Consider the following 22,933-nt stretch of genomic DNA (forward strand, 5'->3'; position numbering starts at 1 on the left):
TGTTATTTTAGGAATTAAGGCATGGGAGACTGAAATAAAATTGCGACCCTTCATTTACCTGGGATGTCGCCCAAACCGTACCGCCATGCCTGTTTATAATTTTTTGCACTATTGCCAGCCCGATGCCGGTGCCTTCAAATTCTTCCTGCAGGTGCAATCGCTGAAAAACCCCAAAAAGCTTATCGTAATATTGCATGTTAAAACCGGCGCCGTTATCTTTTACAAAATAACAAACCAGGTCATCCTTTTCGTACGCGCCTATCTCAATACATGTTTTTGGCTTGTATTTTGAATATTTTATAGCATTTGAAACAAGGTTTATCCAAACCTGCTTAATTAGGGATTGGTCTCCTTTTGCCGGTGGCATCTTACCTATTTTAAATTCGATCCTGCTCTTATCATTGTCAATTAATAAGTCGTCTTTCACTGCATTTACAAGTGCACCCATATTAATGTCCATAAACGCTACCTGCTTGCGTCCTAGTTTTGAAAATGCCAGCAGGTCATCTATCAACTCCCCCATCTTTTTCGAGTTACGCATAATAGAATGCAATACTTTTGACCCTTCTTCGTCAAATTTGTCGCAATAATCTTCCTCCAGTATCCTGGCGTAACCATTAATTGCTCTTATCGGCGCTCTCAGGTCATGTGACACAGAATAGGAAAACGAGCCCAATTCCTTATTTGCTATTTCCAGTTGAGCTGTTCGTTCAATTACCTTTTGTTCCAGCTTTTCGTTGAATTTGCGCACATCTTCTTCTGCTTTTTTAAGCTCCGTGTTGGCAATTACCAATTCGCCAGCCCGCTTTTCTTTTTCCTGGTTTTGAAATACCAGTTCTTTGTTAGCGATGAACAGTTCCGCAGCCCTATTCTCTTTTTCCTGGTTTTGAAAGGCCAGTTCTTTATTTGCTATGATGAGCTCTGCTGCCCGCTTCTCTTTTTCCTGGTTTTGAAAAACGAGTTCTTTGTTTGCGATAATCAGCTCTGCCGCACGATTTTCTTTCTCTGTATTTTGAAAGGCCAGTTCCTTGTTGGCAATATGCAGTTCTGCGGCCCGCTTTTCTTTTTCCTCGTTTTGAAAAACAAGTTCTTTGTTTGCGATAATAAGTTCCGCCGCCCGGTTTTCTTTTTCCTGGTTTTGAAAAGCCAGTTCTTTATTTGCTATGATGAGCTCTGCTGCCCGGCGTTCTTTTTCCCCGTTTTGGAAAACAAGTTCCTTATTAGCGATAATCAGCTCTGCGGCCCGATTTTCTTTCTCCGTATTTTGAAATGCCAGCTCCTTGTTGGCAATATGAAGTTCTGCGGCCCGCTTTTCCTTTTCTTTGTTTTGAAAAACAAGCTCTTTATTGGCGATGATCAGCTCTGCGGCCCGATTTTTCTTTTCTTTATTTTGAAAAGCCAGTTCTTTATTTGCAACTACCAGTTCTTCAGCCCGTTTCCCCTTTTCCTTAGTTTGGAAGGCAAGCTCTTTATCTGCAATAATTAGTTCTTCAGCCCGTTTTCCTTTTTCTTCAGTTTGATAAGCTAACTCTTTGTTGGCAATGAGTAATTCTTCAGCCCGTTTCCTCTTTTCCTTTGTTTGAAATGCAAGCTCCTTATCGGCAATAACCAATTCTTCGGCCCTTTTGCCTTTTTCCTCGGTTTGATAAGCTAACTCTTTATTGGCAATCAACAATTCTTCGGCGCGCTTCCCCTTTTCCTTAGTCTGATACGCCAGTTCTTTGTCAGCAATGATCAGCTCTGCTGCCCGATTTTTCTTTTCTTTATTTTGAAAAGCCAGTTCTTTATTGGCGACTATCAGTTCTTCGGCCCGTTTCCCCTTTTCCTCAGTTTGGAAGGCAAGCTCTTTATCTGCAATAAGTAGTTCTTCAGCCCGTTTTCCTTTTTCTTCAGTTTGATAAGCTAACTCTTTGTTGGCAATGAGTAATTCTTCAGCGCGCTTCCCCTTTTCCTTAGTCTGATACGCCAGTTCTTTGTCAGCAATGATCAGTTCTTTTGCCCGTTTGCCTTTTTCTTTAGTTTGAAAAGCCAGCTCTTTATTTGCGATCACAAGTTCCTGCGCCCGCTTTCCTTTCTCTTCATTTTGGAGTGCAAGCCGGAGATTAGCTATGATTAATTCATTTGAAGTAGTTCTTTCACCCATATCATCGTAAACCGCGGAATTATATTTATTGTAGATTAAACAATAAAAAATAAAATTTTGTTTTATCGTTATTAAATAAAATAAAATTTCAGATATAGAAAATTTACGAAATATTATTTAATTATTAATCATTACGATATCGGGAATGGAAATATTTTTCCATATGAGTTGACGGGCATTATCTAAATGCGAAACAAATAGACGGAGCTACGACTAAAAGGTATGGGTTGAACCCAATAAAATAGCTAATCAAACATTTCCCCATCCCATCGCCAGCACATCGGCTATATGATAGGTTTTCAACGGGAGACTGTTCTTGTCGATATAACTTTGCAGGTGCATCAGGCAACTGGTATCAGTAGAGATAATATAATCGGCCTGGGCAGCCAGGGCGTAATCAACTTTTTGCTGAGCCATAGCTGTTGATATAGCGTCGAACTTAACCGCGAAAGTACCTCCAAAACCGCAGCACGTTTCACCATCTTTAAGTTCAACTACCTCAAGGCCAAGTACTTTTGATAGTAATTGCCGGGGCTCGGCCTTTATCTTACATTCGCGTAAGCCGGCACAACTGTCATGATAAACAGCGCGGCCATCAAGTTCGGCGCCGAAGTAATCAAACTGCAATACATTTACCAAAAAATCAGAAAGTTCAAAAATGTTGGCCTGGATAGCCCGACACTTATTGTGCGAAGTTGTGTTGGTAAACAGGTCGTTGTAATAATTCTTAACCATGCCCGTGCATGATGCCGATGGCGATACAATTACCGTATCAGCTGAAAAGTCATTTAAAAACTTGCTTCCCACCGTTTTTGCATCATCCCAAAAACCGGCATTAAAAGCAGGTTGGCCACAGCAGGTTTGTGCGGGATTATATTCAACGGTACAACCCGCTTTTTCAAGAACCTTTATGGTATTGAAGGCCGTTTCAGGAAATAACTGATCAATAAAACACGGAATAAATAACTCAACCTTCATCTGCTCTGAATTAAGAACCGCTAAATTCAGAATTTTTATTAAGTTTCTTATCCTGTGCCTGTAAAGAAAATAATAAAACTAAGCCGATAATAAAGAAAACACATAAGGCCAGCGCCGAATTGCGCATGCTGCCGGTTAATTCTTCAATAAAAGCAAAACTGGCCATCCCGCCAACGATTGCCAGTTTTTCGGTAACGTCATAAAAGCTAAAAAACGATGCGCTGTCAGGGATGTCCTGTGGAAGGTATTTGGAATAAGTAGATCTTGACAACGATTGGATGCCGCCCATAATCAGCCCCACAACAATGGCTAATCCATAAAACTGGAATACAGTTGTTGTAAAATAAGCGGCTATACAAGCGCCTATCCATATAACTACCACCCCTGCCAGTACCCGTACATTACCGTAAATACCGGAAAGCCGCGACATTAAAGTTGCCCCTCCGATTGCTACCAGCTGGATGATAAGAATGATCTCTATCAGTCCGCTGGTTTCCATGTGCAGCACTTTAGCGCCAAATCCGGCGGCCACCAGCATAATGGTTTGTACCCCCATGGAGTAGAAGAAAAATGCCGGTAAAAAGCGTTTAAGCAACGGCATTGCCTTCACTTTATTCCAAACATGTCCAAGCTCAATAAATCCGCCTTTTATAATATTGTTATGGCGGGGCTCGGCATTAGGACTTCCCTTTGGCAATACACTGAAAGGGATATGCGCAAAAGCTATCCACCACAAGCCAACCAGTAAAAACGACAGTTGAGCCGCTCCGCCCGCAGTTAAATGAAACGTTTTAGGCATAAGTACAAACACAAGGCAAACGATTTGCAAAATTACGCTGCCAATGTAGCCGTAGGTAAATCCCTTTGCGCTTACATTGTCCTGCATATCAAGTGTGGCAATTTCAGGGAGGTAAGAGTTATAAAAAACAAAACCACCGCTGTACCCAATTGCAGCAAGCGCGAAACATATAATACCAAACTCAAGGTTGCTTTTATCAAAAATGAACAAACCACAGCAGGCAAGCGCACCAAGCCACGTAAAAAAACGCATAAACACCTTTTTGTTTCCCCGGTAATCGGCAATTGAAGTAAGAATAGGCAACAACAGAACCATTATTAAATATGCGGCGGCAAGCGCGTAATTGGATAAAGCCGTATTGATAAAGCTATGTCCGAAAAAGGTAACCCGGTCGCCGTTTGCAGCATTTGCCGTAATAGCGACATAATAGGCGGGGAAAATAGTTGAGGTTATTACCAGGTTATAAGCCGAGTTGGCCCAATCAAAAAAGGCCCTGGCCCGGATGATTTTTTTATCGTTTTTAGGTTGCATTGCGTGTTAAAAGTAGGGAAAATTATAAAGATTTATTAAATTTAAAAAAGTAGATAAATCTATCACCGGCAACAAAACATTGTAACCGCAACGCTGTATTAACTAATACATTCCCCACGCTATGAAATACAAAGGCCTCCAAGTAACAGCTTTACTACTGGCTGTAATAATTGTCATCAGCTGTAAAACGCATTTTGAAACGGCCAAAAGTGACTATCAGGCAAGTTTTTCGAACGTTAATTTGGAACACGGAAAAAACCTTGCCTTCAGTATTTGCGCGGGTTGCCATTACAATCAGGGGCTTAAAAAATTTGCAGGAAATCCAATTCATGATGTGCCTTCTATTGCAGGAACGGTATATTCAGCAAATCTTACCCACTCAAAAACAAACGGACTAACTGTTAAATATACAGATGCCCAGCTACGATATTTACTTAAAACGGGCATCGCCAAAGATGGTAGATTTATGTCTTACATGCTTCGTCCTAACATGGCCGATGAGGATATCGATAATATTATTGTTTACCTGCGTTCAAACGATGCCGCAGTGCGTTCAGCAGATACTACAATAGGATTAACGCGCTACAGTTTAATAGGAAAAATATACTTAGGTTTTAAAGCGGCACCTGCACCTTACAAGGAAGGGATAAAGAGACCGTCGGATAATGTACCTCTTGCATTGGGGAGGTATTTAGTTGACAATATTGGTTGTTACCATTGCCATTCAAAAAGTCTTAAGTCGTTAAATTCAATCTCCCCTGAACAAACCAAAGGATATCTTGCCGGCGGTGCAATATTTAAAGGCGAACAGGGAACTGATATCGCGGCTTCAAACATCACCCCCGATAAAAATACAGGTATTGGCAACTATAGTAAGGAGGAATTTAGCCGTGCTTTAAAAGATGGACAGGCACCCAACAGAAAACTTAAAGCACCAATGGAAAAGTTTGAATATTTAAGCGACAAAGAGGTGAACGCAATTTATGCCTATTTAATGACAGTACCCGCCAAATACCATGTGGTAAAGCATTTGTAACAACTTGATATTAACCTTTTCCTGCTCCAGTTGTTCAGCTCCAGCAGCGTGACAAATAATTTAGCCTCTAATAGCGTTGGCGGATACTAAAGATAGTAATCATCTTATTTGAATCAGGGGTTCAAAACGCCTTAAACACCGTTTTATCTTGCCCTTTTAGCTCAATATTCCTGACTGCCCCTGTTCCCTGGAAGCCAAACCATATCCCTACAATTTTTACATTATTGGCGGGTAATTGAAATTCAAAAACCTGTTTATCATTAACATAGTACCTGATGGTTTTAGCGGTGCTTTTACAGGAAACCTTAACCCAATTGGAAAGTTCAACCCCAAAACCTGATAAATTAGCCGTTTTACCCGATATGATCCTGTCAACATTAAATAAGGTGAGCTCGGATACGCAGCCTTTTATAGAAAGAGGAATGATGATAGGTCCGCTGTCAGTAATAAGTGCTACAGCAGCAAACTGGCAGGCTGCCTCTCCTTCCTTATACCCGCTTTTTATTTCGGCGCAATAGTTAAAATCATTAAGCGGCACAGGCCTAAAATTACCAACGTTATAATATTTTACATAGGTAGGCTTGGGCTGCATGCTCATGTTTTTTTGCTTTATCACAGCTACCGGCAGGTTAAGCATGTCTTTTTCAATAAAATCCTGCGTATTAAGGTAAACCGGTACGGGTTTGTCTTCAATAAGGCCCAGCCAGCCTTCGGTGGGGATTATCAGCTTGTGCTGTTTTACAACTTTTTTACCGACTAGTAATTTTGCCTGGTAAAAGCCCGGCTCATAATAAACAGAAGTGTGCTGGTGCATTTTCTTATCCACCAGCGTTTTTGTATGCGGATCCCACGATTGTTGAACGTAAACAGAATCGTCAGGGGCATTTTTAGCATTATAATCAAATATTACAGAATTAGGGATAGCATTGGTAAGCCGCTGGCTGCTGAATTTATAATCCGCAGCGTTTATCTGCGGATCAGATCTTTTAATAATAAAAAAAGATACCACCCCCGTTGCTATCAGAACAACGGTCAATATGAGGTACGTCACATTAATACCGAGCTTTTCACTCTGCTTAACCGGCAATATGTTTGTCTTTATCAGGGGTGCTTTATCGGTATTTTGCTTAATAAATGTACGCCAGCTTTCAAATCCAGCAAACTGAGCCAGGGTATCTAATGTGGTGGCGCTTGGCAGGTGTTTATATTCAACCCTCCCCCATATTCGCCTGAGTGTACTCTCACTTAACGAAACCTTGGTTTTGTCATAAATGAGCTGGCTCAAAATTTCAAAATCACGGCTTTGCCAGGCTGACGAATCTCCCCAGTCGAGTTGTTGTTCAATAATTGCAATAAGTTTTTTAATATCAGAAGTCATTGAATATCAAAATGATAAAACTTGAAAAAAATTGAACTTTAAATGAAATTGGTATAAATAACCACCTCCTGTAAGTTTATATCGCAAAGCAAAAATCACTTGCCATTAATTATGGCAAATTAAACCTAAAGAAATGAACTACCTGAAATTTTTATTGATAATCGCCCTGATGACACTAAGCCTGCACCTAAATGCCCAAACCCTGTACGTTGACGCTTTAAAAGGCAAAGGCGTTGCAAAAGGAACCCAAACCGATCCATTATTAAGCATTGAAAAGGCTGTTACTATAGTCAACACCTTCAGTAGCAATGAACCGGTTACTATTAAACTGTCGCCCGATCAGCCGGCTACAAACTGCATTTCAGCATCTTTAAGCATAAACAATCATGAATAAATTAACTTTTATACTACTTTTCATATTATTTGCATTTTTCGCCTGCCAACAGGAACCTGCTAAACTGTGGGATAGCCCCGATGCATATTTAGGGCAAACCCCTCCTTCCGATACGCCGAAGGTTTTCGCTCCGGGCATACTGGCTGAAAAAGGCGCCTGGGCAGGCGACAGGGTTGCATTCTCAGACGATGGGAAGGAGTTTTACTACAGCCACAATAACACTTGGTTTGATGGCAAAAACCTGAAGGTGAAATACTTAAAATATGCCAACGGTAAATGGAACGGGCCTTATGTGCTAACTGAAAAGTATTATGCGCCCACTTTTTCGCCGGATGGGAAAACAATGTATTTTATTGGCGGACCTGATAAAGTACCGGGGAAAGACTTTGTTTGGCAGGCACACAGAACAGATACGGGCTGGACGGCACCCGTTGAATACATGCATAAACCTTACAGGCTTTATGACTTTATGCCAACCATTAGCGGTAATATGTACGCAGGCAGCAATGGCAACTGGGGTACCAGGGACTGGCGAAACTGTAAATTTTCAAGAATTGATGCTTCAAAAGGCGATACTGCTATTAGAAGCCTTGGCGTGCCATTAAATTCACCCGGTTTTAATGGTGATTTCTTTGTGGCAAAAGATGAGTCATACATGATTATCAGCGCAAAAGAACATCCTGATTTTGAATGCGAACTCTACATTAGCTATCATAAGCAGGATGACACCTGGACAAATCCCAAAAGCCTGGGCCCGCTAATTAATAACGGCCTGGCCCACCGCTGGGGTGAATATGTTAGTCCGGATGGTAAATACCTCTTTTACACGCATGGACACAGCGAAAAAGATTGTTTTATTTTCTGGGTAAGATTTGATACCCTGTTTGAAAAATTAAAGCATACCAATTTTGAACCGTATGTTAAAAACCCGATAAAGGACCAGAGTGCAAAGGCAGGCAGTTCTTTTTCATTTCAAATCCCCGGTGATACATTTTTTGATGATGACGGAATTAATAGGTTAACCTTTTCTGTTGGTCAATTGCCTGAGGGGTTAAAGTTTGATACCATAACTAAAACAATAACCGGCAACCCTGTAAAACCCGGAAAGTATGAAGTTGAGATTACAGCGACCGATACAGCAATGGCAACGGTTAGCGCTAAATTAAAGGTATCTGTTAATTAAATAAATCTATTTCAGCCTTGGCGGTTCAAAAAGCCGGCAAGGGTCTTATCTGGCATTTTCCAGCACAAAATTATAAAATGTTCTTACCCTTTCTTCCGTTGAAGTAAGTTGAAACCCCAGTTTTTCTAATACCCTTACCGATGCATTATTACCGGCCTGTACCATGGTTACTATGCGGTTAAGTCCGAGCTTATTAAACCCCATCTCAATAAAACCTTCGCCGGCTTCGGTTGCAAAACCATTGCCCCAATAAGGTTTTGCAATGTATAATCCAAGGGATGCTTCGCCTTCAATGGGATTACTTGCGGCATCAAAGTGCGGATAAATGCCGCAGCGGCCAATATATTTCTGTTCATTCTTTAAAATGGTTGCCCACATTCCGAGGCTGCTATCCGAGGGTTTTGTTGTAGCGCCAAATCTCTTTTCAGCTTCTTCACGCGTCCGCGGATAGCCGCCAACAAAGCGGCGAACATCCGAGTCCATTTCCATTGCACAATAGGATTCCTTGTCGGCTAAGCTATGTTTGCGGAACAATAATCTTTCTGTTTCAAGGATGTTCATGCGTCTAACTTACTGTTTTGATGAAAAACCAATCGTTTCATTTATAAATTTATACAGATACGGCGCTTTGTGTGCACCACCTGTCCATTTTTTTGCTACCCGTTCCAATATCCCAAGGGCAAGCATTTTTCGTTGAAATGCAGGGCGCAACAGCTTTTTCCCTAATATAGTTTCATAAAGCTTTTGCAGATCGCCCATTGTAAATTCACCAGGCAGCAGGTTAAAACCAATAACCTTATGGTCAAGGTTCGCGCGGAGGGTGTTCAGCGCTTTATCAACAATTAAAGAATGATCCTGTATTAGCGTCGGCATGCTGCCAAGGTCATACCAATCACAGCTATCAAATATTGCGGCAGGGGTTGGTTTGGCGCGGGTAAAATCTACCAGTGCGTAATAACCTATCGAAATAAATCTCTTTAATAACCAATGGTCATCTGGCGGAGCTGCCCCACCGGCACTAATAATAATTTTAAACTGTGCAGGGTTGTAGCGCGAATAATCGCCAAATACATAAAATTGTTCAAGGAAAATATCGTCCAGGCCTGTGCGGTCATTTACTACCCTTGTGGCGGCGCTATTTACATCTTCATCATCTTTTATAAATCCCCCCGGTAAAGCAAACAAGCCTGTTCGTTTATACTCTATCAGCAAAACTTTTAGCTGGTTGTTATGAAAGCCAAATATTACCGCATCAATAGCGATGCTTTTTAAAAAGCCCTCCCCTTTTTCATCTGTTTCCCTGGGTGAATTTATTTTGGTCATCTACAAAGGAATTAATTTAAAAATGGAATGTGTTGATAATATCAAAATAAGGGATTATTATTGTAACATAATGATACAATAGAAATTTATTTTTCGATCTCAAAACAAAATCATTTTACCAATTAAACTTTTTATGATGAAAACTCCTTTTTCGCTGCTGTGTGCACTGCTGTTTTTTACCTCAGCCTTTTCACAGTCCGTTACTAACCAGCTTAAAATAAGCAATGGCGAGTTGGCAGGAACATTTAACCAGGCAACGCAGGTACGTAGTTTTAAGGGTATTCCTTATGCCCTGCCCCCTATTGGCGACCTGCGGTGGAAAGAACCTCAGCCCCCGGCTAACTGGACGGGTGTACTTAAGGCTGATCATTTTAGCCACATGCCGATGCAAAAGCACTTTTTTAGCGACATGATCTTCCGTGCTGATACCATGAGCGAGGATTGCCTTTATTTAAATGTTTGGACGCCCGCTAAGACGGGAAAAGATAAATTGCCGGTACTGGTTTATTTTTACGGCGGTGGCTTCGTCGGAGGTGATGGTTCCGAGTCTCGTTACGATGGCGAAAGCATGGCACAAAAAGGAATTGTTACTGTCACTATAAATTACCGTTTAGGGATCTTTGGTTTTTTCTCTCATCCCGAACTTACCCAGGAATCACCCCATCACGCTTCGGGAAACTATGGCTTGCTTGATCAAAACGCTGCTTTGAAATGGGTGCAGGCTAATATTGCTGCTTTTGGAGGTGATTCAAAAAGGGTAACTATCGCCGGTGAATCTGCAGGTTCTATATCTGTGTCCGCGCAAATGGTATCTCCATTGTCAAAAGATCTTATTGCAGGTGCCATTGGCGAGAGCGGCGCTATGATAAAACCTACTCTGCCGGCCACACCGCTTGCCAACGGCGAAAAGAATGGCGTTAGTTTTGCCGAAAAGAACGGAACCAAAACACTGGCAGAATTACGAGCTATACCTGCTGCTCAATTGCTTGACGCTGCGTCAAAACCCGGTGCATGGACATTATCAGCGACTATTGACGGCTATTTTCTTCCAAAATCTCCGCTGGAAATATTGGAAGCGGGCGAACAGGCACATGTTCCACTATTGGTAGGCTGGAATTCTGCTGAGATTTCCTACCAGGCGTTTATGGGTGGCGATGTGCCTAGTCCCGAAAATTATGTAAAAAAGGTAAAGGCGCAATTTGCTGATAATGCTAATGAGGTTTTAAGTTTATATCCAGGTAAAACACAAGAAGAAGTTATTAAATCTGCAACTGCTCTTGCCAGCGACCGGTTTATTGTTTACAGCACCTGGAAATGGGCCGACCTGCAAGCCAAAACAGCTAATAAACCTGTCTATCGTTATATCTTTTCTACTCCAAGGCCAAATGAAGTAAAGCCTGCAGATGATGCAAAAGTTAATAAAATGCCAAAAGCAATGATAGGTGCATCGCATGCGTCTGAAATTGAATTTGCCATGGGTAATCTTCCATACAATAAAGTTTATGCGTGGACAGAAGACGACTATAATGTATCGGCAATTATAGAAAATTACTTTGCCAACTTTATAAAAACAGGTAACCCCAATGGCAAGGGATTACCCAAATGGGATCCAAATACAAATGGAAGTCCTGTTAAGTTTATGAATATTGATGTTACCTCAAAACTTGAAGCTGAGGCAAATAAAGGAAGGTATTTGTTTCTGGATAAATTATATACGAAATAACAGGACGCTTTAAATAGAAAAAGGAACCGCCATACTACTAAGAGGGTTCCTTTTTTTGTGAAGATTGTTTTTACTTTTTAACCTTGTAGCCTAAACCAACGTTAAAAGTTAAGAACACTGCACTTTGCTTTTGATTAGGGCTATTTTGTAGCTTATAGCCGTCAATTTTCCAGTCACCGGCGTAGGTGTTAATATAGTAACCCGCTCTAACGCCTATCGGGATGTTTCTTTCAACCGTAAAGCAATCTGTTTTCTTAGGTTTCAGTTTAATTACGTAGTCGAAACCAGCTCCAAGTTCAATACCGAAGTTTGGCTGCCACAAAGTTTTGCTCGATGTGCTGTTTAACAGTTCATCCTGCAGGCTTGTTGTATTTTGCTCACGCGCTTTATCCTGAACATTTAAAACCGCTGCAGAAAAGTTAACGCCTACAAATGGATAAACCCTTACGTTGGTATTTGTTGACACGTTGTAGCCTGCCCTCCAAAATAACTGGTACTGGTTATATTTAACTTTAAGGTCATTCACCGATGAGCTTTCAATAGGTGTAAAACCTATCCCGTCTTCAAACATCCATTTATCACAGATATGGCTCATAGATGCGTTTATCCATATATCCGATTGTTTTATAGAAGGGATTCCGTTCGCATTCAGCGCATTATTAAGCTGGCTGATGTGGCCCTGGCGATAGGTAACCTGTATCTGCATCGCGCCGGCGGGCTGGTGTTTCATCCAGCCATGCATTTTAACTGTATCTGTTTTTTGTGCCATTACAGCAGCCGAACTAAATAAAGTTAACGCTAAGAATAGCGGGTAAGTAAATTTTTTCATGAGATTTTGATGAGTTAGAACAATTGTATTTAATTAAAATAAAAAAATCCAATTGTTGTTTTAAAAAATGTACGAACTAAACCAGCTAATAGTTTTTGGTGTGACGAATTAAAATTCGTCTGAGGAATACCGGATGCCCGCAATACTCCTTATTTTATCCAGTGTTTCCATCAATAACAAAGTATCAGCAAACGGGATCACGTCACTTTCAATAAGTCCGCGTTTTAAACAATCGTTTACATGACGGGCTTCATACTGGTAACCAAAACCTGCTTCCTTTTCAACCGGGATCACCTCTCTGCTATCCGCATATTGTTTGTAATATTCAATAGTTGCCGAAGGTTCAAAAAAACGCGTGGTAAGCCTGATCCGCCCTTCAGTTCCTGCAATATCGGCTTCGGTTGCCAGGTTTGATGTAAAGCTGGAGAACAACTGTGCTATTGCACCATTATTATACTTAAACAGTATGGCGCATTGTTCATCAACTCCGGTTGCGGCAGGTGTCATTGTTGCTTCAATAGCATCAGGCGCACCCAAAATACTCATCGCCATAAATACGTTGTAAATACCTATATCCATTAACGTGCCGCCGCCAAGCGCCGGATCAAAAAGCCGTGCCGGTATTGGTGCGACAGGTTTAAAACCAAAGTTGATCAGTACCGAACGGATATTGCCCAGCAGCCCCTGCCCTATCATTTCCTGCATTTTGATGTAATGAGGGTGAAATTTTGTCCAGAGCGCTTCCATCAGAAAAACTTTCTTTTCCCGCGCCATCGCAATCATGGCCCGGGTTTGGGCAGCATTCATGGCAAATGGCTTTTCGCACAGTACCGCTTTGTTATGTTGCAGGCAAAGCAGCGCATGTTCATAATGAAAACTATGCGGTGTTGCTATATAGATTACGTCCACATCAGGGTCACTAACCAGTGCTTCATATCCCGCGTGGCGGTTCTTTATACCAAATTCATCAGCAAACCGGTCTGCTGACTCCTGTGATCGCGAACCAACGGCAATTAGCTCGGCATCAGCAACCTGTTTTAAGTCGCCCGCAAACTTTCCGGCAATTTTACCGGCACCTAAAATTCCCCACCTTATAGTTTTCATGATACGAAGATAGCGCCGGGAAGCAATAACGCGGCAAAAAAATAAACACTATTAATGTAAACTTTAACGCCTGCTCGGTAACTTTAAATTTTATCATAAATACGCTTTAAGTTAATTAGATTTCCAGTTCAATATTCCTTTAACACCCATATATGTATCCGGAATTACTCAATCATATCAAAAGATACACTTCCCTTAGCCCGGCAGAGGAACAACTGCTTTGTGAAAAGCTGGAACCGCTGCAACTAAAAAAGAAAGATTTTTTATTGGAGCAGGGTAAGCATTGCCGCGGTAATTATTTTGTTATTAAAGGTTGCCTTCGACTGTACTTTGTAAATAAAAAGCTGAATGAGCAAATTATACAATTCGGCATTGAAAACTGGTGGATAACCGACTACGATGGGCTGATGAACAAACAGCCGTCCAGCTGTTATATCCAGGCCGTGGAAGCCTCCTATGTTTTGTTTTTAAGCGAGAAGGAACAGGCGGTACTGTTTGAGCGCATCCCCCGTTTGGAAAGTTATTTCAGGATAATGATGCAAAAAGCCTACGTGGCCTCTCAGCGGCGGATAGGCTTTATTTTTAACCAAACCGAAGAAGAACGCTATCGCCACTTTTCGAGCCGGTTCCCGGAGTTTATGCAGCGGGTGCCGCAATACATGCTCGCATCTTACCTTGGCTTTACACCCCAGTTTATGAGCAGGATAAGGGCCAAAAAACTTTAATTTCTTAACTGTGGTTCATTTTTCTGAAGGTGTTTGATCTGCAACTTTGCCTTATCAAAACAACAAGATCATGAGCAACAGAACAAAAATTAACGTGGCCGAACCTGCAGCTTACAAAGCGATGCTGGCCCTGGAACATTACGTGGAAAGCACCGGTTTAACTACCCGTCACAAGGACCTGATCAAGATCCGCGCATCACAACTAAATGGCTGTACGTATTGCATCGATATCCATACCCGCGATGCACGCAAAGCCGGGGAAACCGAACAGCGCATTTACGGACTGACCTCCTGGCGCGAAACTTCCTTTTTTGACGAGCAGGAACGCGCTATCCTGGCCCTTACCGAAGAAGTAACGCTGATCAGCAACAAGGTTTCCGATGAAACCTACAACAGGGCAGCTGCGTTGTTTGACCATACGTATCTTGCCCAAGTCATTATGGCAATCATCACCATCAACGCCTGGAACCGGATCGGGGTTACCACCAAACTGGAACCGGTTTTATTATAAGCAGGTTACCCTCTTAATATTTTAACAGTTAGCCGGACTTACGCATTATTTACTGCTCAGGTCCGGCTAAATTTTCATTTAAAAACTACGCTCAACACCGTATTTTCTGAATAACAGTGCCATTTTTATCGCAGCAAACGGGAGATTAAAAAATAAACCGTTGTGTAATAGCCTGATACAAGTAAAAGCAAAAAACATTTTAGAATTTACATTTTTAGGCTATCTTTGCAACCTCATAAAAATCCTAACTGCGGAAGTGGCGTAATTGGTAGCCGCACCAGACTTAGGATCTGGCGCTTCACGGCGTGGGGGTTCGAGTCCCTTCTTCCGCACAAAAAGCCGTTAACTGAAAAGTTAACGGCTTTTTACTTTATACCGGGCGCGCTAAATGCCGCGCTGGCAAAGCGTTCCACTTTTCAAGCGGAACGGAGTGGAACAAAGTGAAACATGCTGATTGTTAGATACTTACTCCTTAAATAGTAGGTCTGATAAATGCAATTATCTGATAATCAGTATGTTTAAAAATTACCGCTTTTTAATGAAATGCTTTAATTAATTCATAATCAGCATGTTTCACTTTTTTGAATTGGGTAAAATTGCTGTTTCGTTTTATCTGTTGCCTTAGCGTTTAAACCCCACTGGTTTAAGTTACACTGCGCGACAACTTAAACCAGTTTTATATTTATGCAGTTTTTACCCCGAATAAATAGCCGACCAGCGCAGTAATGCCCATAGCTATAGTACCCCAAAAGCAAATCCTTATGATCCCTTTTGTCACATTTGATCCGCCTGCCTTTGCTGCAACACCGCCGGAAATAGCAAGAAATATCGTTGCTGATCCGTACAAAAGGTAAACCATAGAACTAACCGGCGCAAATAAAGCCACTAAAAATGGTAAAATCCCGCCGGAGATAAAAGATGCTCCAGATGCCAGGGCGGCTTGCAAAGGTTTTGGCTTCGAGAACTCATTAATGCCTAATTCGTCTTTGGCATGGGCCTCCAGCGCATTATATTTAGTAAGTTGCTCAGCTACCTGCAATGACAGTTTAGGGTCGAGGCCCCTGTTCTGGTAGATCATTGCAAGTTCTTTCAACTCCTCCTCCGGCATCGTTTCCAGTTCTTTTTTCTCTCTTTCGAGGTCTGAAGTTTCGATATCGGACTGCGAACTTACAGAAACGTATTCTCCTGCAGCCATGGATAGTGCACCCGCTACTAATCCTGCCAATGCTGCCAGGATGATCGGGCTTCTTGTAGTACTGGCCGCCGCAACGCCTATCGCTATACTTGTTGTTGATAGGATGCCATCGTTGGCGCCTAAAACCGCTGCCCGCAACCACCCGCTTCTATTGGTATAATGTTCTTCTGATTTCATTTAAATAATTTGAACTAATTACGTGATCAGGAAGAAAATGTTTGCATTATAAATCATTGATAAATAGACCACTTATAAATAGTAAATAAATAGTTGATTTTTGTAAAACTTCAAATTTCAAACAGAATCATTTTGTAGAAGTTGGGATTATGATCATGTAGAATCTTTCTTTGTGGCCTAAGTATAACGCGACCTTACTTAGCCCCACAATGCTTAAAGCTTTCAGCTTAATAAATAACCCGTAATAAATATATCTTTTTCAATATAATAATATTGGGGATGCTACATAAATAATCCGGTTGGTTTCGCAAGCAGAATGCTTCTGTGTTTTAATGCTAAGTTATGCTGCGCTAAAACTTAGACAATTGGTGACTATTCGAAAAATAGTGTTAACTGTTAATCCTCAATTTTATTAGCAACTGTAATGGTTTTTTGCCAAATACGATTATTGGCACATTTTATTTCCGCTACGTACGTCACCGCCCAGGTTGCTAAATCGAATTCCTTCCAGTACATAAAATGCGCTTTTTCACCCGGATTGATAATAAAATTACGATCTCCCACCTCATTATGGTAATTAACTTTATCAAACCCTTCAACAACAGCTTCTTTGTATTTCTCGTCATTATTATTAAAATCACGAACAGCTACCTTAGCTATGGGATTCCAAATTGAAAGCGTACCAATGTTTATGATCGAAACCGTTAAAGCATGCATTATTTTATCGCCTGGCTTAGCTATTAATGTTACCTCAATTTCGATTTCAGCTTTTGCAGAGAATGTCCTTCCATTAAAGAACCTGTAGTAAGAAAATATTGCACCTAAAACTATAGTTAAGAGTGTGATAACGTCTTTGGTTACTGAAATAAATTCCTTTTGTTTGATAATCCTATCAACGGTGAAAAAATGATATTTAAACAGATTGCCTATTAATAATGACAGTATGACTATCATAAGTATAAGCATAACAATTGGCCTTTTCATTTACCTGAAAAAGAAATAAGCCAAAACTGCTACAACTATAACTAATATGGATATATATAAGTTATTTAAATTTTTCCTGGATTTCTCGGATGGTATATTCATAATAAAGTTAGGTTGATAAAATATATTATAAATATAAACAAATATATTAGTTGGAAAATAATATTGTACCAAAAAACCGCATGTTCAAGTGGCCCCTCTTTAATTATAAGCATCTTACAACTATCCCAACAGCATTCAGGCTGAAATTGACTATTGATCACTGGTAACTTAAGCTCCCCGTCGTAACCGGCAGCAGTAACGCTGCGCTAAACTTAGACCACTGGGTAGAAATGAATTGGCGAAATGCAATTATTCCTTCTTCAATCCTCCCCTGCTGACATAGGGTTGTCATTACCCCATCTTTTCTTTGTAATGAAATCAACTTAAGCAAACAACAATGGAAAACAATCAGATCAAACAACAGGTAAACCATGCGGTTGAAGGATTTACTTCATCCGCTTCCATATTGAACCACTGGCAGGGCCACCGCCGGTTAACAAGGCTGGTTATAGAAGCTTTCCCGGAAGAAGAACTGTTCAACTATGCCATCGGCGGAATGCGCCCCTTTGCAGTGATGGTGCATGAAATGATAAGTATTGCAGATGCAGGCATCCAGGACCTGTTCCATAACACCTCCACACCCCTTGCAGAACTCAGCCACCATTCGGGAAAGTGTTTCGCCTGCACAAAGGAAGAGGTTTTAAATTTGTGGGACGATGTAACGCATAAAATCGACACCCTTTGGCCCCTGGTTCCACAGCAGCGCTTTCATGAAATGATGCTGGCTTTCGGAAAATTTGAAGGGATAACTTCAGACCTGGTGTTATATTGGATTGATAACGAGATCCATCACCGGGGGCAGGGTTATGTTTACCTCCGTTCCTTGGAAATTGAGCCCCCTGCTTTTTGGGCCCGGTATTAATAGCCCGTGAATATTTATCCAGCCACAAACCATCCCGCATTTTATAGTTAATGAAAAAGCCGGCAGCTTAATTGCTTGCCGGCTTTCTATATTTACCTAAACCTACCATAGTTATCCTGTAAATTTAACATTAAGGAAATGTTTATTGCGCTGCATCACACTTTTAAGCGTCAAATTTCCCCCATTCCATTTTTCTTTTTTGTATCAAAGCTAATTTTTAATTGATGATTTGATAACAATGGCATGTTTTCTTTGCACAAATAAGGGATAGCCCCTTAGTTTATTGCATGTCTGTTTAATTAATCCTCATGAAAAAAAATTACCATTATTTTTTTAAGCAATTGAGTTATCTCAAAAAGCAAAGTTTCTTTTTGATTTTTGCGCTGCTGTTTTCGGCGTATGCGGCTCACGCACAATCAGCAAAAACGGTAACAGGAACCGTTACCGACGAAAAAAACGAACCCCTTCCCGGTGTTTCGGTTTCCGTTATTGGCACTGGCCGCGGAACCAATACCGATGTAAAAGGGCACTATTCCATCAGCGTCAGTAACGGCGAAGTGCTCAGGTTTACCTTCGTTGGTTACCTTAAAAACGAAGTTGCCATTGGCGCATCTGCCACCATTAACGTTAACTTAACACCTGATGCCAAACAACTGAAAGATGTGGTAGTGATAGGATACGGCACATCCAGCAAAAAGGATGTAACCGGCTCAATTACCTCTATCAAAGCCGAAGATTTTAACGTTGGCGTTACCACTACCCCGGCCGAATTACTGCAGGGTAAGGTACCCGGGCTAAACGTAACCAAAAGCGGCGACCCTAACCAGGCACCGTCCGTAGTATTGCGCGGCCCGTCAACCATCCGTACTACAGGCGGTGCACAGGAACCGTTTTATGTGATAGACGGCATCCCCGGCGCTTCAATTGATGTGCTGGCACCTGCTGATATTGAAAGTATAGATGTGTTAAAGGATGCATCGTCAACAGCTATCTACGGTTCAAGGGCTGCTAACGGGGTAATTATAGTTACCACCAAAAAAGCAAAGTCCGGCCAAAACCGCTTGTCGTACAGCGCTTATGCATCGCTCGAAAATGTATCAAAAAAAATAGATATGCTGAGCGGCGATGAACTGCGCAAGTACCTTGCCGATAACGGGCAGAAACCGCTTACTACGCCTATTGATGATGACGGCTCAAACACCAACTGGCAAAACCTGATCGAAAGAACAGGTTATTCCCAAAACCACAACCTGTCATACGGCGGCGCTTCCAACAATGCGGAATACGGCGCCAGCGTAAACTACTTTAAAAACGACGGGATCCTGAAACGCACGTCGCTGGAGCGCACCATTTACAGGGGCTACATTAACCAGCGTTTTTTTGACAATCATTTAAAACTCAACCTTAATTTAACCAACAGTAATTCAAACAGCAACGATATTTTCCAGCAAAATATCCTGCCCGCCATGCTGTTCTATTTGCCAACTGTGGGCCCTTTTAATCCGGACGGCAGTTATAAGGAAAATTACACGCGTACCGGCAGCGGAACGCTAAACCCGCTGTCACTTTTAAATAACAACACCATAAAAAGCAACGACAATAAAACGCTGATAAACGGCGTGGTGCAGGTGGATATCTTAAGCGGGTTAAAATTTACCTTAAGCGGATCAACCCAGCGCGACCAGTACAACTACAACAGTTACCTGAACAGCCTTTCGGGCCTGGCCGTTAATTTAAACGGCGTGGCGCACCGCACCTCCACGCTAAACACCAACACCATTGTAGAGTCGTACTTTAACTATGATAAAGAATTTGGCCAGCACACGCTTAAGTTTTTAGCAGGTTACTCCTACCAGCAAAACCGTACCAATGATGGCTTTGGCGTACAAACCCAAAACTTCTCGAACGATAACCTGGCCTACAACAACCTGTTTTTATCAAACCCGTCTTCGGTATCGCAAATAGCGTTTGATAATAACCCGATCTCAACACTAAGGCTCATCTCCTACTATGGCCGTGTTCAATACCAGTTTGCCGATAAATATTTGTTCCAGGCCTCGTTGCGCGATGACGGTTCATCAGCATTTGGTGCCAATCATCGTTACGGTTTGTTCCCCGCGGTTTCGGCCGGATGGCGCATCATCAACGAAGATTTTATGAAGAACATGCCTGTTTTCAGCGATCTTAAATTAAGGGTTGGTTACGGTGTATCAGGTAACAGCGTAGGCTTTGATGCATTCTCGTCTATCCTTATTTACGGAACACAATCAGTAAACGGTACCAGCAGTAAGTTTTTATACAACGGTAACGTTACAAACGCCATTGGCGCCGTGCGGAATGAAAACCCCGACCTGAAGTGGGAAAGCACCGCAACAACCAACATTGGTTTGGATTTCGGGTTGTTTAAAAACCGCATTACCGGTTCAATTGATTATTATATCAAGAAAACGTCAGACTTGATCTATGACCAGTACCCGGTGTCGTTAACCCAGTACTTTACCCCTACCATTACAGCTAATGCCGGTAAAATTAAAAACTCCGGTATCGAGGTGGTGTTAAATTCAACCATTGTAAAAACATCTGATTTCAGTTGGAGAACATCTGTGAACGTTTCGCACAATAAAAACGTGATCGAAAGCTTGTCGAACGGTAAATTCAACCTGCCGCAATTCTATACTGCGCAACTGGGCGGTAAAGGGCAATCGGGTAACTACAGCCAGATCGTTCAGCCGGGTTACGCATTAGGTACCTTCTACTTATGGCACTACATGGGTAAAAACGACCAGGGCGTTAGTACCTATCAAAATGCCGCGGGCAATGTAATAGCAACCCAGCCGCTTACTACCGACCAGCGCATTGCAGGTAATGCACAGCCAAATATCATTTACGGCTGGACAAATACCTTTGTTTACAAAAACTTTGATTTCAACTTCCTTATCCGTGGTGTAACCGGCAATAAGATCCTGAATGCCACGCTGGCCAACCTGAATAACCCGGCCGACTCCCGTTTACAGAATATCCCAAGATTTACCTTAGGCGAATCTTTCAAAGATATCAACGGCTACCTGATCTCAGATCGTTTCCTGGAAAGCGGTTCATACCTGCGCCTGGATAACGCTACTTTAGGCTATACCATTAAACCGAAGATCCCGGCAATAAAAAGCATACGCTTATATGTGTCAGGTAATAACTTGTTCCTGATCACCAAATACAAGGGTATTGATCCGGAAGTAAACATCGGCGGTTTAACACCGGGTATTGATAATAATAACTTTTATCCTAAAACACGCACATTCTTAATGGGCTTAAACGCATCATTTTAATAGCAATAAATAAAGCATCATGAAAAAGATCTATATATTTTTGGCAGCCGTTGCAGCAATTACTGCAAGCTCCTGTAAAAAGTTAGATGTGCCTGTAGAGTCACAATATGTAAAAGCTAACTTTCCAAGTACCCCTGCGGATTATACCGCACTGGTGGGTACCATATATTCAAACCTGTCATCAAACTTTGCGGTAAACTACTGGCGCATGCAGGAACTGTCAACAGACGAGGCAATATTGCCGGCGCGTGATGGTAACTTTGACGATGGCGGGCAATACAGGCAGCTGCATTACCACACCTGGACTTTTGACCATCCGAACGTTATCGGCATCTGGCAATGGGGTTTTAGCGGTATCAATACCTGTAACCGTTTGTTAACCGTTATTGCCGCATCCAACTCATCGGCTGCTTTAAAAACATCATACACAGCCGAGATAAAAGCCATGCGTGCGCTGTATTATTATTTTATGATGGATACTTACGGTAACGTGCCCATCATCACCACTTTCCCGGTAGCTACGCCGCCTGCAACACAGCCAAGGGCAAAAGTGTTCCAGTTTATTGAAAGCGAACTACAGGCCGTATTACCGCTGCTGCCATCAAAATCAAGTAATTTGGCAACCAACACCTTACAGTACGGCCGCCCAACTAAAGGGATGGTATTTGCGCTGCTGGCAAAAATGTATCTGAACGCGGGCGTTTATACCGGTGCCACCCGTTACCAGGATGTGGTTACCATGGCCGACAGTGTTCAGAATAACCAGAATTATAACCTGGATGCCCGTTTCAGGGATATATTTTTACCAAACAACGGCCCGCAGATTAACGAAACCATATTTGCTATTCCTTATGATCAGCAGATACCGGGCAACCAGTTTACCCGTTTTGGTTTCTTTTATTACCTGGCACAGGCTTATGGTTTTAACGTAGGCCTAAGTATTGCCATGAGTACCGCACCGGAGTTTTACAACCGTTTTAACATCCCCGGCGATGCGCGTACTAAAACCTGGCTTGTTGGCCCGCAGTTTTATCCCGACGGTAACGGCGGTTTTACAACCCAGCCCGTCTATTATCCAAACACAACTACGCAAATTGTAATTACGCCTAATCTTATCCTGGTACCACCAAAACCTATGGATTTGGGCAATACCATTGCTACCCAGTCAGAAGGTGTCAGGTCCATCAAATATTATCCTGATCCAACTATGATCCAGGCTACACGTTTAAACAGTAATGATGTGCCAGTATTCCGTTTGTCTGATGTTTACCTGATGAAGGCAGAAGCCATACTGCGTGGCGCTACGGCTACCACTGCAAGGGGCGAATTGCAGACACCGCTTTTACTGGTAAACAAACTGCGTGCCCGCGCCGGCGCACAGGCTGCAGGATCAATTGATCTGGACGGACTTTTAGACGAACGTGCACGTGAGCTTTCATGGGAAGCATGGCGCCGTAACGACCTGATCCGTTATGGACTGTTCGAAAAAGAATACCCGCTGCCAAATGATAACTTAAAAATGAATACCGATCCAAGCCGCAGGCTGTATCCTATTCCATCTACCGAGCTTAAAACAAACCCTAACCTGGTTCAAAACCCCGGTTATTAATTGGTGTTAAAACAAAGCAGGCCG

Annotated in this window: 19 protein-coding genes and 1 tRNA gene; 10 read left to right on the forward strand and 10 right to left on the reverse strand. The window is 42.0% G+C overall.

Annotated elements, in window-relative coordinates; genetic code table 11:
• Positions 1 to 7 precede the first annotated feature (7 nt).
• The 3 genes from MuYL_RS12995 to MuYL_RS13005 all read right to left on the reverse strand — a co-directional run bounded on the left by MuYL_RS12995 (position 8) and on the right by MuYL_RS13005 (position 4,451).
• Complete coding sequence (locus MuYL_RS12995; RefSeq protein WP_094570989.1) at positions 8 to 2,143, reverse strand: ATP-binding protein; 2,136 nt, start codon at positions 2,141 to 2,143, stop codon at positions 8 to 10.
• 249 nt (positions 2,144 to 2,392) lie between these two features.
• Positions 2,393 to 3,121 (reverse strand): (Fe-S)-binding protein, encoded by a 729-nt coding sequence (locus tag MuYL_RS13000; RefSeq protein WP_094570990.1) that lies wholly within the window; start codon positions 3,119 to 3,121, stop codon positions 2,393 to 2,395.
• Positions 3,122 to 3,131: 10 nt separating this feature from the next.
• Positions 3,132 to 4,451: an MFS transporter gene (locus MuYL_RS13005; RefSeq protein WP_094570991.1), complete on the reverse strand. Its 1,320-nt coding sequence runs from the start codon at positions 4,449 to 4,451 to the stop codon at positions 3,132 to 3,134.
• Between the two features lie 121 nt (positions 4,452 to 4,572).
• On the opposite strand from MuYL_RS13005, the gene MuYL_RS13010 reads away from it, so the two are divergent.
• Entirely contained in the window at positions 4,573 to 5,487 is a 915-nt protein-coding gene (locus MuYL_RS13010) for a c-type cytochrome (RefSeq protein WP_094570992.1), read from the forward strand.
• Between the two features lie 121 nt (positions 5,488 to 5,608).
• Here MuYL_RS13010 and MuYL_RS13015 read toward each other — a convergent pair whose 3' ends face one another.
• Entirely contained in the window at positions 5,609 to 6,865 is a 1,257-nt protein-coding gene (locus MuYL_RS13015) for a hypothetical protein (RefSeq protein ID WP_094570993.1), read from the reverse strand.
• A gap of 133 nt (positions 6,866 to 6,998) precedes the next feature.
• Here MuYL_RS13015 and MuYL_RS13020 point away from each other — a divergent pair, with 133 nt between their 5' ends.
• The gene (locus tag MuYL_RS13020) at positions 6,999 to 7,259 is read left to right on the forward strand and encodes a hypothetical protein (RefSeq protein WP_094570994.1); all 261 of its coding nucleotides are present in this window, start codon (positions 6,999 to 7,001) and stop codon (positions 7,257 to 7,259) included.
• Positions 7,252 to 8,442, forward strand: a complete 1,191-nt coding sequence (locus tag MuYL_RS13025) for an Ig domain-containing protein (RefSeq protein WP_094570995.1) — start codon at positions 7,252 to 7,254, stop codon at positions 8,440 to 8,442. Before MuYL_RS13020 ends, MuYL_RS13025 begins: the two co-directional genes overlap by 8 nt.
• Before the next feature lie 45 nt (positions 8,443 to 8,487).
• Here the strand turns inward: MuYL_RS13025 and MuYL_RS13030 are convergent, their stop codons facing one another.
• Together MuYL_RS13030 and MuYL_RS13035 are read right to left on the reverse strand one after the other, a co-directional pair.
• Positions 8,488 to 9,003: a GNAT family N-acetyltransferase gene (locus tag MuYL_RS13030; RefSeq protein WP_094570996.1), complete on the reverse strand. Its 516-nt coding sequence runs from the start codon at positions 9,001 to 9,003 to the stop codon at positions 8,488 to 8,490.
• A gap of 9 nt (positions 9,004 to 9,012) precedes the next feature.
• Positions 9,013 to 9,765, reverse strand: coding sequence for an NUDIX hydrolase (locus MuYL_RS13035; RefSeq protein WP_094570997.1), 753 nt, complete (start codon positions 9,763 to 9,765; stop codon positions 9,013 to 9,015).
• 133 nt (positions 9,766 to 9,898) lie between these two features.
• On the opposite strand from MuYL_RS13035, the gene MuYL_RS13040 reads away from it, so the two are divergent.
• The gene (locus tag MuYL_RS13040; RefSeq protein ID WP_094570998.1) at positions 9,899 to 11,488 is read left to right on the forward strand and encodes a carboxylesterase/lipase family protein; all 1,590 of its coding nucleotides are present in this window, start codon (positions 9,899 to 9,901) and stop codon (positions 11,486 to 11,488) included.
• 70 nt (positions 11,489 to 11,558) lie between these two features.
• Here the strand turns inward: MuYL_RS13040 and MuYL_RS13045 are convergent, their stop codons facing one another.
• Both MuYL_RS13045 and MuYL_RS13050 read right to left on the reverse strand, forming a co-directional pair.
• Positions 11,559 to 12,317 carry a hypothetical protein gene (locus tag MuYL_RS13045; RefSeq protein ID WP_094570999.1) on the reverse strand — a complete coding sequence of 253 codons (759 nt, stop codon included), beginning with the start codon at positions 12,315 to 12,317 and terminating at the stop codon, positions 11,559 to 11,561.
• Between the two features lie 108 nt (positions 12,318 to 12,425).
• Positions 12,426 to 13,421: a Gfo/Idh/MocA family protein gene (locus MuYL_RS13050; RefSeq protein WP_094571000.1), complete on the reverse strand. Its 996-nt coding sequence runs from the start codon at positions 13,419 to 13,421 to the stop codon at positions 12,426 to 12,428.
• A gap of 152 nt (positions 13,422 to 13,573) precedes the next feature.
• On the opposite strand from MuYL_RS13050, the gene MuYL_RS13055 reads away from it, so the two are divergent.
• The 3 genes from MuYL_RS13055 (at position 13,574) to MuYL_RS13065 (ending at position 14,989) form a co-directional block, all read left to right on the forward strand.
• The gene (locus MuYL_RS13055; RefSeq protein WP_094571001.1) at positions 13,574 to 14,146 is read left to right on the forward strand and encodes a Crp/Fnr family transcriptional regulator; all 573 of its coding nucleotides are present in this window, start codon (positions 13,574 to 13,576) and stop codon (positions 14,144 to 14,146) included.
• A gap of 70 nt (positions 14,147 to 14,216) precedes the next feature.
• Positions 14,217 to 14,657: a carboxymuconolactone decarboxylase family protein gene (locus MuYL_RS13060; protein WP_094571002.1), complete on the forward strand. Its 441-nt coding sequence runs from the start codon at positions 14,217 to 14,219 to the stop codon at positions 14,655 to 14,657.
• Between the two features lie 250 nt (positions 14,658 to 14,907).
• Positions 14,908 to 14,989 (forward strand) — tRNA-Leu (locus MuYL_RS13065).
• A gap of 350 nt (positions 14,990 to 15,339) precedes the next feature.
• Here the strand turns inward: MuYL_RS13065 and MuYL_RS13070 are convergent.
• Together MuYL_RS13070 and MuYL_RS13075 are read right to left on the reverse strand one after the other, a co-directional pair.
• Entirely contained in the window at positions 15,340 to 16,029 is a 690-nt protein-coding gene (locus MuYL_RS13070; RefSeq protein WP_094571003.1) for a VIT1/CCC1 transporter family protein, read from the reverse strand.
• Positions 16,030 to 16,425: 396 nt separating this feature from the next.
• Positions 16,426 to 17,013 (reverse strand): hypothetical protein, encoded by a 588-nt coding sequence (locus MuYL_RS13075; protein WP_094571004.1) that lies wholly within the window; start codon positions 17,011 to 17,013, stop codon positions 16,426 to 16,428.
• 439 nt (positions 17,014 to 17,452) lie between these two features.
• Here MuYL_RS13075 and MuYL_RS13080 point away from each other — a divergent pair, with 439 nt between their 5' ends.
• From MuYL_RS13080 to MuYL_RS13090, 3 genes are all read left to right on the forward strand, one after another.
• Entirely contained in the window at positions 17,453 to 17,977 is a 525-nt protein-coding gene (locus MuYL_RS13080; protein WP_094571005.1) for a DinB family protein, read from the forward strand.
• Between the two features lie 308 nt (positions 17,978 to 18,285).
• The gene (locus MuYL_RS13085; RefSeq protein ID WP_094571006.1) at positions 18,286 to 21,300 is read left to right on the forward strand and encodes a SusC/RagA family TonB-linked outer membrane protein; all 3,015 of its coding nucleotides are present in this window, start codon (positions 18,286 to 18,288) and stop codon (positions 21,298 to 21,300) included.
• A gap of 19 nt (positions 21,301 to 21,319) precedes the next feature.
• A complete protein-coding gene (locus MuYL_RS13090; RefSeq protein ID WP_094571007.1) occupies positions 21,320 to 22,909 on the forward strand; it encodes a RagB/SusD family nutrient uptake outer membrane protein in 1,590 nt (529 codons plus the stop codon).
• The last annotated feature ends 24 nt before the right edge of the window (positions 22,910 to 22,933 follow it).

Origin of the sequence: Mucilaginibacter xinganensis, from assembly GCF_002257585.1 — a bacterium.
Taxonomy (GTDB): domain Bacteria; phylum Bacteroidota; class Bacteroidia; order Sphingobacteriales; family Sphingobacteriaceae; genus Mucilaginibacter; species Mucilaginibacter xinganensis.